We start from the raw sequence: 12,186 nt of genomic DNA on the forward strand, positions 1-12,186 counted from the left end.
CCCGCCTCAGCGTCCGGCCGACACCGTGGCGATGGCCGCCAGGGTGGCGTCGGGACGCGGCACGGTGGCCACGCGCGCCTGCGACTGCACCTGGCGCACCAGCTCGATGGCCGTGGTCACGCGCCGCGACTGCGGGTCGAAGTAGCGGTCCAGCACCGACAGCGCGTCGCGCAGATCGGACTGCGCGGTGTCGAACTGGCGCGACATCAGCGCCAGCCGTGCGTTCAGCAGACGCAGCTTCAGGTTCTCGCGCAGGAACCAGGCCTGCTCGGGCGCCACCAGCATCGCCTCGGGCTGCTCGATGCGCGTCACGCGCACCAGCGAGCGCACTTCCTGCCAGACGGCGCCGGCGACGAGCTTCCAGCGTTCACTCCACGGCACCGAGGCGTCACCGACGTCGACCGACGAGGCCGAAGAAGCCGGAGCCGCCTGAGCCGCCGCAGCAGCGGCCGGCTTGGACGCCGCGCCGCGGCGGCGTTCGACCGACGCCAGCAGCGGCAGTTCGTCGACCGCACGCACCGCCTCGTCCAGGCGGATCGCCAGCAGCGCCAGGTCGGCGACGCCGGCGGCGCGCGTGCGGTCCAGATCCTGGGCCAGCGCACGGCGCACGCGCTCCAGGCGCGGCTCCTTGTAGCGCGCCAGGCGCTCGTCGGCCTGCTTCAGCGTGATGAGCAGCGGCTCGGCGCTGCCGGTGATCGCCGTCTGCTGCATCGCGACGCGCAGCGAGTTCTCGACGTCGGCGAGCACGTTCTCGTCGCGCGAACGCGCGATCGACTGGATGACTTCCTCGAACTGGCTGCGCTGGATCGTCGACTCGGCGACCCGCGCTTCGAGCACCGCGAGCTTGGCCGCCGCGTCGCGCGCGACGTCCTGCGCGGCCCGTGCGGCGACGCGCGCCTCGGCGGCTTCGGCACCGGCGTCCTGCTGGCGCTTGACGAGTTCGGTCTCCAGCGCCTTGACGCGCTGCTGGGTGTTCCAGGCCAGCACGCCGGCGGCGGTGGCGGCGGCCGCGAGCACGGCGGCGCCGGTCGCGATCCAGCGCGCCGGCAACAGCGGCGCGGCGGCGACAGCGGGGGGGGCCGCGGGCACCGGCGACGGGGCCGGGGGCGCGGGCTCTGGCAGCGGGGGCGAGACGGGCTCGGTCACAGAGACGCCGATTCTATCGGCGGGTCGCGACGGGCCCATTCGGCCACCACCTCGACCGAGGGCGGCAGCTCGGCGACCTCGGCAAAACCGAGCGCCCGTGCCGCAGCCGCGATGCGCGGATGCGAGGCCACGGCCCGCGAGCGCGACCAGTCGGCGCCGGGCGCGAGCGCCCGCAGATGGCCCACCGCTTCGCTGCTGCTGAAATGCCACAGGTGCTCGCCCGGGAAGGCGAGCGAGGCCTCGAGCAGCGCGCGGCCGGCTTCGTCGGGCTGCGGTGGCCGGCGGCGGTAGGCGGCGACGAACTCGACGAAGGCGCCGCGCCCGCGCAGCGTCTCGGCCAGCCATTCGCGGCCGTCCTCGCCACGCACGACGAGCACGCGGCGGCCGGCCCAGTCGCGGTCGCAGAGCTGCGCCCACAGCGCTTCGGAATCGAAGGCCCGGGCATCGGCTGCCGGCTCGACGACGCGCTCGCCGACGCCGGCCTCGCGCAGCGCCGCCGACGAGCCCGGGCCGACCGAGCCGGCCAGCGTCGTCGCCGGCCACTCGCAGCCGGCGGGCCGCAGCGCGAAGAAATGGGCCACGGCGTTGGGGCTGACGAACATCACCAGCGCGTAATCGGCCAGCGACTGCCAGGCCGCACGCAGCGGCGCCGGGTCCTCGGCGGGTTCGATGCCGATCAGCGGCAGGGCCGCGGCGTCGGCCCCGAGGGCTTGCAGGCGCGCCACCCAGGCGGCCGCCTGATCCGCCGGCCGGGTGACGATGATGCGCACCGTCAGCAGGCCGGCAGGTAGTCGCCGGCGCCGGCTTCGCGCAGCAGCGCGGCGGCGTGTTCGCCCAGCGCACGCGCGCTGGCCTCGTCGGTCGGCGTGCCGGTGACCCGCACCTTGATCAGCGGGCGCGTCAGCTCGGTGCTGTGGCCCAGCGCGGCGTCGATCGTCAGCACGCCGTCGTTCCAGTGACCGAACGCGGCCAGCGGCATCGAGCAGCTGCCGCCCAGCGAACGCGAGACGGCGCGCTCGGCGTGGCAGGCGAGGAAGGTCGGCTGGTGGATGGTCTGCGCCAGCAGTTCGCGCAGGCGGGCGTCGTCCTCGCGGATCTCGATGCCCAGCGCGCCCTGGCCGGCGGCCGGGATCATCAGCGCGGTGTCGAACAGCGAGCGGATGCGCGCGCCCAGGCCCAGGCGCTTCAGGCCCGCGGCGGCTAGCACGATGGCGTCGTAGCCGCCTTCGTCGAGCTTGCGCAAACGCGTGTCGAGGTTGCCGCGCAGCGGCTCGATCTTCAGGTCGGGGCGGTGCGCCAGCAGCTGCACGACGCGGCGCAGGCTGGAGGTGCCGACGCAGGCGCCCTGCGGCAGCGCGTCGAGGTTCTCGTACTTGTTGGACACCCAGGCGTCGCGCGGGTCCTCGCGCTCCCAGATCGCGGCCAGCGCGAAGCCGGACGGCAGGTCCATCGGCACGTCCTTCAGCGAGTGCACGGCGAGATGGGCGCGGCCTTCTTCGAGCGCGGTCTCGAGCTCCTTCACGAACAGGCCCTTGCCGCCGACCTTGGACAGCGCGCGGTCGAGGATCTGGTCGCCCTTGGTGGTCATGCCCAGCAGTTCGACGGCGAGGCCGAAGCGAGCGGTCAGCACGTCGCGGACGTGTTCGGCCTGCCAGAGGGCCAGGCGGCTTTCGCGGGTGGCGATGATGGTGTTGGAGCTCATACCTCAATTATCGACAACGCGCAGGACATGCCAGAATCGGTAATCCGGTTACGCCTTCTGGGAGCCCCGATGCCGCGACGCCCCTCGACCGCCGCCGCCCCGCGCAAGACCTCGCCGCACCAGAGTGCAGCCGATGCCGCGGAGAAGAACCGTCCTCTCGTCGAGGATATCCGGTTACTTGGCCGCATCCTCGGCGACGTCATCCGCGAGCAGGAAGGCACCGAAGCCTACGAGCTGATCGAGCGTGTGCGCCAGCTCTCGGTGGCCTACAGGCTCAAGGCCGACGCCTCGGCCGGTCGCGTGCTCGACCGGCTGCTGAAGAACCTGTCGGCCGACCAGACGGTCAGCGTCATCCGCGCCTTCAGCTACTTCTCGCACCTGGCCAACATCGCCGAGGACCGCCACCACGTGCGCCGCCGCCGCGTGCACGAGCGCGAGGGCCATTTGCAGGAAGGCTCGCTGGCGATGGCCATCGACCGGCTGCACGCCGCCGACCACCACAACGCCGACATCGCGCGCATGCTCGACGGCGCCTACCTCTCGCCGGTGCTGACCGCCCACCCGACCGAGGTGCAGCGAAAGAGCATCCTGGACGCCGAGCGCGCCGTCGCCGAGCTGATCGGCCAGCGCGACGAGCAGCTCACCGAGGACCAGCGGCGCGAGAACGAGGAGCTGCTGCGCGCCCGCGTCACCCAGCTCTGGCAGACGCGCATGCTGCGCACCGCCAAGCTGACCGTCGCCGACGAGATCGAGAACGCGCTCGGCTACTACCCCAGCACCTTTCTGCGCGAGATCCCGCGCCTGTACCGCGAGCTCGAACGCGCCCTGCCCGGCCATCCGGTGGCGCCCTTCCTGCGCATGGGCCACTGGATCGGCGGCGACCGCGACGGCAACCCCAACGTCGACGCCTCGACGATGCGCCGCGCGCTCGCCCGCCAGGGCGAGACCGCGCTGCGCTTCTATCTCGACGAGGTGCACGCGCTGGGCGTCGAGCTGTCCACGAGCGCGATGCTGGCGCCGGTGACGCCGGCGATGCAGGCCCTGGCCGAACGTTCGCCCGACCGCAGCGTGCACCGCGAGGACGAGCCCTACCGGCGCGCGCTGATCGGCCTGTACGCCCGCCTGGCGGCGACGCTGCAGGCGCTGACCGGCGCCGCCGCGCCGCGCACCGCGGTGGCGCCGCAGCCGCCGTATGCCGACGCCGCCGAGTTCCTCGCCGACCTGCGCATCATCGAAGCCTCGCTGCGCCACCACCACGCCCAGGCGCTGATCGCGCCGCGGCTGGCGCCGCTGATGCGCGCGGTGCAGGTCTTCGGCTTCCACCTCGCGACGCTGGACCTGCGCCAGAGCAGCGACAAGCACGAGGCCGTCGTTGCCGAGCTGCTGCGCGTCGCGCGGCTGGAGCCGGACTACGCGGCGCTGGACGAACCGGCGCGGCGCGCGCTGCTGCTGCGCCTGCTCGACGACGCGCGGCCGCTGCGCGTGCGCGGCGCCGAGTATTCGGCGCTGGCGACCAGCGAGCTGGAGGTCTTCGAGACCGCGCGCGAAGGCCGCGAGCGCTACGGCCGCGAGGCGCTGCGCCACTACATCATCTCGCACACCGAGGACGTCTCCGACCTGTTCGAGGTGCTGCTGCTGCAGAAGGAAGCCGGGCTGCTGCGCGGCACGCTGGACCGCGACGCGACGGCCGACCTGATCGTCGTGCCGCTGTTCGAGACCATCGGCGATCTGCGCCAGGCCGCGGCCATCATGCGCGCCTACTACGCGCTGCCGGGCATCACGGCGATGGTCGTGCGCAGCGGCGCCGAGCAGGACGTGATGCTGGGCTACAGCGACAGCAACAAGGACGGCGGCTTCTTCACCAGCAACTGGGAGCTCTACCGCACCGAGGTCGCGCTGGGCGAGTTCTTCGCCACGCTGCACCGCGAGCACGGCATCCGCATGCGCCTGTTCCACGGCCGCGGCGGCACCGTCGGCCGCGGCGGCGGCCCCAGCTACCAGGCCATCCTGGCGCAGCCGCCGGGCACGGTGAACGGCCAGATCCGCCTCACCGAGCAGGGCGAGGTCATCGGCTCCAAGTACGCCAACCCCGAGATCGGCCGGCGCAACCTGGAGACCCTGGTCGCGGCGACGCTGGAAGCGACGCTGCTGCACCCGACCAAGAGCGCGCCCAAGACCTTCCTCGACGCCGCGGCGCGGCTCAGCGACGCCAGCTTCGCCGCCTACCGGGCGTTGGTCTACGAGACCCCGGGTTTCGTCGACTGGTTCTTCGCCGCGACGCCGATCCGCGAGATCGCCGAGCTGAACATCGGCTCGCGCCCGGCCTCGCGCAAGGCGACGCGTGCGATCGAGGACCTGCGCGCCATCCCCTGGAGCTTCTCCTGGGGCCAGTGCCGGCTGGCGCTGCCGGGCTGGTACGGCTTCGGTTCGGCGGTCGAGGCCTTCCTCGGCGACGAGACGACGCAGCCGGCGCGGCTGGAGCTGCTGCAGCGCATGTACCGCCAGTGGCCGTTCTTCCGCACGCTGCTGTCCAACCTGGACATGGTGCTGGCCAAGACCGACCTGCGCATCGCCGCGCGTTACGTCGAGCTGGTCGAGGACAAGCGTGCCGCCAAGCGGGTCTTCACGACGATCCGCGCCGAGTGGGAGCGCGTCGGGCGCGCGCTCGAGCAGATCACCGGCGAAGCCTCGCGCCTGCAGTCCAACCCGACGCTGGCGCGTTCGATCGAGCACCGCTTCCCCTACCTGGACCCGCTGAACCACCTGCAGGTCGAGCTGATGCGGCGCTTCCGCCAGCGCAAGCCCGACGCCGCGGCCGACGATCCGGCGGTCGCCCGGCTGCAGCGCGGCATCCACATCTCGATCAACGGCGTCGCGGCCGGGCTGCGCAACACCGGCTGAGCCGGCTTCAGCTTTCGCCCAGCGCCTCGCGCACCGCGGCGAGCTGGCGGCGCGACACCGCCAGCCATTCGTCGCCGGGCGCGATGCGCACCGCCCAGCCTTCGTCGTCGTCGCGCGGCTCCAGCGCGCGTACGGCGGCGCGCGCGACGATGGCGTTGCGGTGGATGCGCAGGAAACCCGCGCCCAGGCGCTGCTCCAGCTCGGCAAGGGTCTCGTCCAGCGAGATCGTCTCGGCCAGCGTGCGCAGCAGCACCGCCTTGGCCTCGGCGCGCAGGTACAGCACCTCGGCCAGAGGCACGCGCCGCAGCCGGCCGCGTTCGCTGACGACGAGCAATGGCCCGCTGGCGGGCGGCGGCGCCCGGCGCGCGGCGACACGCGCCAGCGCCGCCTGCAGCCGCTCCAGCCGCACCGGCTTGGTCAGGTAGTCGACGGCCTCGACGTCGAAGGCTTCGAGCGCGTGCTCGCCGTGGGCGCTGACGAAGACCACCGCGGGCCGGCGCGGCAGCTCGTGCAGCGCGGCGGCCAGCGCCAGCCCGCCGCGGCCGGGCATGCGCACGTCCAGCAGCAGCAGGTCCGGCGGCTCGCGGAGCACCAGGGCCATCGCCTGCTCGGCACTGCCGGCCTCGCCGGCGATGACCAGCGCCGGCTGCGTCACCGCGCCCAGCAGCGTGCGCAGCCGCAGCCGGGCCAGCGGTTCGTCGTCGACGATCAGCACGGACAGCGGCGCGGCCATCGTCAGTCCTGCAGCGGCAGCACGAGCCGGGCGTGGAACTCGCGCCCCTCGCGCCAGACCTCGAAATCGGCGGCCACGTCGTGCAGCAGGCGCAGGCGCTCGCGCACGTTGTCCAGCGCCATGCCGTGGCCGGGCGCCGACGGCCGCTCGGGCACGGTGTTGCTGACCGTGACCACCGCCTGGCCGCGGCGCTGGCTGGTCACGATGCGGATGTGCCCGCCTTCGGCCGCCGGCTCGACGCCGTGGCGCACCGCGTTCTCGACCAGCGGCTGCAGCACCAGCGGCGGCACACGCGCCGCGCCGGCGCCGGCGTCGAGCTCCCAGTCGACGCTGATGCGCTCGCCGTAACGCGCCTGCTCGATGGCGAGATAGGCGCGCGCCAGCTCGATCTCCTCGGCCAGCGCCACCGACTCGCCGACCTCGGCCAGCGCGACGCGGAACAGTTCGGCCAGGTCTTCCAGCACCCGTTCGGCGCGCGCCGGGTCGACGCGCACCAGCGCCAGCGCGGTGTTCAGCGCGTTGAACAGGAAATGCGGGCGGATGCGCGACTGCAGCTCGACCAGGCGCGCGCTGGTGTCGGCCGGCACGGCGCTGCGCGCTCGCAGGTCCAGCCACAGCCACAGCAGCGCGGCGAAGCCGGCGCCGGCCAGCGCGATGCCGGCCAGCCGCAGGCCGCCGGCGGTGTCGGCCAGTCCGATGCCGACCAGCGGCGCCCAGGCGACGAGCGCGCAGAAGGCGCCGCCCAGCAGCACGGCGCCGGCGCGTGCGCCCGGCGACAGCCGCGCCAGCAGCCGGCGCGACGAACACAGCATCACCAGCCACAGCAGCGTGCCGGTGGCGCCGGCGAAGGCCGAGGCCGCGGCGCGCGCCAGCCAGTCGGCGGCGTCGCCGGCCTGGGCCAGCGCGGCGACGCTCAGCACCGCCAGCACCAGCAGCCCGGCACGCAGCGCCAGCGCCGGGTGGCAGACGTCGAAGGCAGCGGCGACGCGGGCCTCGTCGCGCGCACGCTCGTCGGCCAGGCGCTCGAAGCGGCTCGGCGCGAACGGCAGGCTGCGCCCGGCGGGCCAGGTGTCGTGCCAGACACCCTGGGCCGGCGCGCCGTCGCGGGAGGAGTCGGCGTCGTCCATCGGCGCCCGATAATACGGAGTCCCGCCGCGCTCGCGGCTGCCAGCCTCCCCCCGCATGTCAGCGAATCCTCTCGACAACAAGTCCCAGGCCTGGTCGGCACTCTTCAGCGAGCCGATGAGCGAGCTGGTCAAGCGCTACACCGCCAGCGTCGACTTCGACCAGCGCCTGTGGCGCGCCGACATCCAGGGCAGCCTGGCGCACGCCGAGATGCTGGCCGCGCAAGGCATCATCGCCGCCGCCGACCTGGACGCCATCCGCCGCGGCATGGCGCAGATCGTCGAGGAGATCGAGGGCGGCCGCTTCGAGTGGAAGCTGGAACTGGAAGACGTGCACCTGAACGTCGAGGCGCGGCTGACGCAACTCGTCGGCGACGCCGGCAAACGATTGCACACCGGCCGCAGCCGCAACGACCAGGTCGCGACCGACGTGCGCCTGTGGCTGCGCGACGAGATCGACGGCCTGGCCACGCTGTTCGTCGAGCTGCAGCGCGCGCTGGTCGAGCTGGCCGCGGGCCACACCGAGACCGTGATGCCGGGCTTCACCCACATGCAGGTGGCGCAGCCGGTCAGCTTCGCCCACCACCTGCTGGCCTACGTCGAGATGTTCGCGCGCGACGCCGAACGCCTGGCCGACGTGCGCAAACGCACCAACCGCCTGCCGCTGGGCGCCGCGGCGCTGGCCGGCACCAGCTACCCGCTGGATCGCGAGCGCGTCGCGCGCACGCTGGGCTTCGACGGCGTCTGCCAGAACAGCCTGGACGCGGTCAGCGACCGCGACTTCGCGCTCGAGTTCTGCGCCTTCGCCTCGATCGCGATGGTGCACGTCTCGCGCCTGTCCGAGGAACTGGTGCTATGGATGAGCCAGAACTTCGGCTTCATCGACCTGGCCGACCGCTATTGCACCGGCTCGTCGATCATGCCGCAGAAGCGCAACCCCGACGTCGCCGAGCTGGCGCGGGGAAAAAGCGGTCGCGTCGTCGGCCACCTGATGGGGCTGATCACGCTGATGAAGGGCCAGCCGCTCACCTACAACAAGGACAACCAGGAAGACAAGGAACCGCTGTTCGACACCGTCGACACGCTGCGCGACACCTTGCGCATCCTGGCCGAGATGGTCGGCGGCATCCGCGTCAAGCCCGAAGCGTTGGAACGCGCGGCGCGCCGCGGCTACGCCACCGCCACCGACCTCGCCGACTACCTCGTCAAGAAGGGCCTGCCGTTCCGCGACGCGCACGAGGTCGTCGCCCACGCGGTGAAGGTGGCGCTGGGGCGCGGCGTCGACCTGTCGGAGCTGACGCTGGCCGAGCTGCAGGGCTTCAACGCCGCCGTCGGCGAAGACGTCTTCGAGGTGCTGACGCTGGCCGGCTCGCTGAACGCGCGCAACGTCGTCGGCGGCACCGCCCCGGCCCAGGTGCGCGCGCAGATCGAACGCCACCGCGCCCGCCTGGGCGCCTGACCGGCGCGGCGCCGCAGCGCCGATGAGCCCGCGCACGCGCTGGATCGCGCATCTCGACATGGACGCGTTCTACGCGTCGGTCGAGATGCTGCGCTACCCCGAGCTGCGCGGCCAGCCGGTGGTCGTCGGCGGCGGCCGGCGCCACCAGCCCGAGACGCTGCCCGACGGCAGCCGCAAGTTCGCGACGCTGGCCGGCTACGCCGGACGCGGCGTCGTCACCACCGCCACCTACGCCGCACGCGACTACGGCGTGCACTCGGGCATGGGGCTGATGAAAGCCGCCCAGCGCTGCCCGCAGGCGGTGCTGCTGCCCACCGACTTCGACGAATACCGGCGCTACTCGCGGCTGTTCAAGGCTGCGGTCGCCGAGATCGCCCCGGTCATCGAGGACCGCGGCATCGACGAGATCTACATCGACCTCACCGAGGTGCCCGGGGCCCAGGACGCGGTCGGCCACGACCCGGCCGGCGGCGTGCGCGCGGTGGCCCAGGAGATCCGCAACAACGTGCGGCGCACGACCGGCCTCGTCTGCTCGATCGGCGTCACGCCGAACAAGCTGCTGGCCAAGATCGCCTCCGAGCTGGACAAGCCCGACGGCCTGAGCGTCGTCACCGCCGCCGAGCTGCCGACACGCATCTGGCCGCTGCCGGTGCGGCGCATCAACGGCATCGGCCCGAAAGCCGGCGCCAGGCTGGCGGCGCTGGGCGTGGCGACGATCGGCGACCTGGCGATGCGCGAACGCGCCTGGCTGCAGGAGCATTTCGGCCGCAGCTACGGCGCCTGGCTGCACGAGGCCGCGCACGGCCAGGACGACCGGCCGGTGGTGACGCACAGCGAGCCGGTATCGGTGAGCCGCGAGACCACCTTCGAGCGCGACCTGCACGCGGTGCAGGACCGGGCGCAGCTCACCGCGGTCTTCACCCACCTAGCCGAACGGGTCGCCGCCGACCTGCAGCGCAAGGGCTACGCCGCGCGCACCATCGGCATCAAGCTGCGCTACGACGATTTCCGCACCGTGACGCGCGACCTGACGCTGCCCGGGCCGGTGGTCGACGCCGCCGCCATCCGCCGCGCCGCCGGTCAATGCCTCAAGCGCGTGGACCTGTCGCGCCGGCTGCGGCTGCTGGGCGTGCGCGCCGGCACGTTGGTGCGCGCCGAAAGCGCCGCCGCGACGGCCCCCGGCCGTCGCGCGAGAGCCACGGATCGGCGCGCCGCCGCCGAGGCCGAACCGGAGCTGCCGTTCCTCGTCGCCGCCCCTGGACCGGAGGGCCCGGAACGTGGTGAAGATCCCGATCGACACCCCCCGGAAAAGTCGGATTAGCCGCACGGACGCTTGAGGCAACGCAAAAATTCGATACAAACGCGCCCCTAGTCTGGGTCCGTCATCAAGAGAAAGCGTCGCTGCCATGTCCACCCTCGCCTGGTCCGAATCGCTGGCGCTGCACCAGCCCCAGATGGACGCGACGCATCACGAGTTCGTCGACCTGCTGCTCGGCCTGGAAGCGGCGCTGGATGCCGACGACGGCTCGCTCGACCCGGCGCTCGACGCGGTGATCGAACACACCGAGGCCCACTTCGCCCAGGAAGAGCACTGGATGCTGGGCATGGGCTTCGCGCCGCAGAACTGCCACTCCTACCAGCACGCCCAGGTGCTGAAGGCGATGCACGAGGTGCAGGACCGGCTGCGCCACGACGCCGACGTCGCGATCGTTCGCCAGCTCGCCGAGGAACTGGTCGAGTGGTTCCCGGCGCACTCGCGCTCGATGGACGCCAGCCTCGCGCAGTGCATGGCCTCGATGGGCTACGTGCCGGCCGACCCGGCGCTGGCCCCGCCGCCGCAGCGCCTGCAGCAAGCCGCCGTCTACGCCTCCTGAGCCGGCGCCCGGCACGCCGGGCAGCGCGGCGTCGCCGCGTCCCTCGTTAGCATAGTCTGCGAGGAGAGCGCCGATGCCCGTCATCACCCACATCGAAGACCTGCGCGTGCTCGCGAAGAAGCGCGTGCCGCGCATGTTCTACGACTACGCCGACTCCGGTTCCTGGACCGAGAGCACCTACCGCGCCAACGAACAGGACTTCCAGGCGATCAAGCTGCGCCAGCGCGTGGCCGTCGACATGGACGGCCGCAGCACCGCGACGACGATGGTCGGCGTGCCGGTGGCGATGCCGGTGGCGATCGCGCCGACCGGCCTGACCGGCATGCAGCACGCCGACGGCGAGATCCTGGCCGCGCGCGCCGCCGAACGTTTCGGCATCCCGTTCACGCTGTCGACGATGAGCATCTGCTCGATCGAGGACGTCGCCGCGCACACGAAGGCGCCGTTCTGGTTCCAGCTCTACGTGATGCGCGACCGCGACTTCATCGAGCGGCTCATCGACCGCGCCAAGGCCGCCGGCTGCGGCGCGCTGGTGCTGACGCTGGACCTGCAGATCCTCGGCCAGCGCCACAAGGACCTGAAGAACGGCCTGTCGGCACCGCCCAAGCTGACGCTGCCCAACCTGCTGAACCTGGCGACCAAGCCGCGCTGGTGCCTGGGCATGCTGGGCACGCAGCGACGCGGCTTCGGCAACATCGTCGGCCACGTGCGCGGCGTCGCCGACATGAGCAGCCTGGGCGCCTGGACGGCGCAGCAGTTCGACCCGCGGCTGAACTGGAACGACGTCGAGTGGATCAAGAAACGCTGGGGCGGCAAGCTGATCCTCAAAGGCATCCAGGACGTCGAGGACGCGCGCCTGGCCGTCGAGACCGGCGCCGACGCGCTGATCGTCAGCAACCACGGCGGCCGCCAGCTCGACGGCGCCGAGTCCAGCATCCGCGCGCTGCCGGCGATCGCCGCCGAGGTCGGCTCGCGCATCGAGGTCCACATGGATGGCGGCATCCGCTCGGGCCAGGACGTGCTGAAGGCGGTGGCGCTGGGCGCACGCGGCACCTACATCGGCCGCGCCTTCCTCTACGGCCTCGGCGCGATGGGCGAAGCCGGCGTCAGCAAGGCGCTGGAGATCATCCACAAGGAACTCGACCTGACGATGGCCTTCTGCGGCCGCAAGCGCATCGCCGACGTCGGCCCGGACATCCTGCTGCCGGGCACCGCGCCGTCCTGCTGAGACCGCACGGTCGTTGCAT

Annotated in this window: 10 protein-coding genes; 5 read left to right on the top strand and 5 right to left on the bottom strand. The window is 72.7% G+C overall.

Annotated elements, in window-relative coordinates; genetic code table 11:
• Nucleotides 1-6: 6 nt before the first annotated feature.
• The 3 genes from RGE_RS17810 to hemC are packed head-to-tail and all read right to left on the bottom strand — an operon-like array spanning nucleotide 7 to nucleotide 2,848.
• Nucleotides 7-1,089 (bottom strand): uroporphyrinogen-III C-methyltransferase, encoded by a 1,083-nt coding sequence (locus RGE_RS17810; protein ID WP_232504952.1) that lies wholly within the window; start codon nucleotides 1,087-1,089, stop codon nucleotides 7-9.
• A gap of 53 nt (nucleotides 1,090-1,142) precedes the next feature.
• Nucleotides 1,143-1,916, bottom strand: coding sequence for a uroporphyrinogen-III synthase (locus RGE_RS17815; protein ID WP_014429841.1), 774 nt, complete (start codon nucleotides 1,914-1,916; stop codon nucleotides 1,143-1,145).
• Nucleotides 1,917-1,918: 2 nt separating this feature from the next.
• A complete protein-coding gene (gene hemC / locus RGE_RS17820) occupies nucleotides 1,919-2,848 on the bottom strand; it encodes a hydroxymethylbilane synthase (protein ID WP_014429842.1) in 930 nt (309 codons plus the stop codon).
• Nucleotides 2,849-2,917: 69 nt separating this feature from the next.
• Here hemC and ppc point away from each other — a divergent pair, with 69 nt between their 5' ends.
• The gene (gene ppc / locus RGE_RS17825) at nucleotides 2,918-5,749 is read left to right on the top strand and encodes a phosphoenolpyruvate carboxylase (RefSeq protein WP_014429843.1); all 2,832 of its coding nucleotides are present in this window, start codon (nucleotides 2,918-2,920) and stop codon (nucleotides 5,747-5,749) included.
• A 7-nt stretch (nucleotides 5,750-5,756) separates the two neighbouring features.
• Here ppc and RGE_RS17830 read toward each other — a convergent pair whose 3' ends face one another.
• The gene (locus RGE_RS17830; protein WP_014429844.1) at nucleotides 5,757-6,482 is read right to left on the bottom strand and encodes a LytR/AlgR family response regulator transcription factor; all 726 of its coding nucleotides are present in this window, start codon (nucleotides 6,480-6,482) and stop codon (nucleotides 5,757-5,759) included.
• A 2-nt stretch (nucleotides 6,483-6,484) separates the two neighbouring features.
• A complete protein-coding gene (locus RGE_RS17835; RefSeq protein ID WP_014429845.1) occupies nucleotides 6,485-7,609 on the bottom strand; it encodes a sensor histidine kinase in 1,125 nt (374 codons plus the stop codon).
• Between the two features lie 55 nt (nucleotides 7,610-7,664).
• On the opposite strand from RGE_RS17835, the gene argH reads away from it, so the two are divergent.
• From argH to RGE_RS17855, 4 genes are all read left to right on the top strand, one after another.
• Nucleotides 7,665-9,065: an argininosuccinate lyase gene (gene argH, locus RGE_RS17840; RefSeq protein ID WP_014429846.1), complete on the top strand. Its 1,401-nt coding sequence runs from the start codon at nucleotides 7,665-7,667 to the stop codon at nucleotides 9,063-9,065.
• Nucleotides 9,066-9,087: 22 nt separating this feature from the next.
• On the top strand, nucleotides 9,088-10,386 hold the full coding sequence (gene dinB / locus RGE_RS17845; RefSeq protein WP_014429847.1) for a DNA polymerase IV: 1,299 nt from the start codon (nucleotides 9,088-9,090) through the stop codon (nucleotides 10,384-10,386).
• A gap of 85 nt (nucleotides 10,387-10,471) precedes the next feature.
• Nucleotides 10,472-10,939 carry a hemerythrin domain-containing protein gene (locus RGE_RS17850; RefSeq protein ID WP_014429848.1) on the top strand — a complete coding sequence of 156 codons (468 nt, stop codon included), beginning with the start codon at nucleotides 10,472-10,474 and terminating at the stop codon, nucleotides 10,937-10,939.
• Between the two features lie 73 nt (nucleotides 10,940-11,012).
• The gene (locus RGE_RS17855) at nucleotides 11,013-12,167 is read left to right on the top strand and encodes an alpha-hydroxy acid oxidase (protein WP_014429849.1); all 1,155 of its coding nucleotides are present in this window, start codon (nucleotides 11,013-11,015) and stop codon (nucleotides 12,165-12,167) included.
• The last annotated feature ends 19 nt before the right edge of the window (nucleotides 12,168-12,186 follow it).

The organism is Rubrivivax gelatinosus IL144 (genome assembly GCF_000284255.1).
Classification (GTDB): domain Bacteria; phylum Pseudomonadota; class Gammaproteobacteria; order Burkholderiales; family Burkholderiaceae_C; genus Rubrivivax; species Rubrivivax gelatinosus_A.

What these genes read in the sequence shown, in the direction of transcription:
- ppc (WP_014429843.1), top strand. Translation starts at nt 2,918, where the DNA reads ATGCCGCGACGCCCCTCGACCGCCGCCGCCCCGCGCAAGACCTCGCCG.
- RGE_RS17830 (WP_014429844.1), bottom strand. Translation starts at nt 6,482, where the DNA reads ATGGCCGCGCCGCTGTCCGTGCTGATCGTCGACGACGAACCGCTGGCC.
- RGE_RS17850 (WP_014429848.1), top strand. Translation starts at nt 10,472, where the DNA reads ATGTCCACCCTCGCCTGGTCCGAATCGCTGGCGCTGCACCAGCCCCAG.
- dinB (WP_014429847.1), top strand. Translation starts at nt 9,088, where the DNA reads ATGAGCCCGCGCACGCGCTGGATCGCGCATCTCGACATGGACGCGTTC.
- RGE_RS17835 (WP_014429845.1), bottom strand. Translation starts at nt 7,609, where the DNA reads ATGGACGACGCCGACTCCTCCCGCGACGGCGCGCCGGCCCAGGGTGTC.
- argH (WP_014429846.1), top strand. Translation starts at nt 7,665, where the DNA reads ATGTCAGCGAATCCTCTCGACAACAAGTCCCAGGCCTGGTCGGCACTC.
- RGE_RS17855 (WP_014429849.1), top strand. Translation starts at nt 11,013, where the DNA reads ATGCCCGTCATCACCCACATCGAAGACCTGCGCGTGCTCGCGAAGAAG.
- hemC (WP_014429842.1), bottom strand. Translation starts at nt 2,848, where the DNA reads ATGAGCTCCAACACCATCATCGCCACCCGCGAAAGCCGCCTGGCCCTC.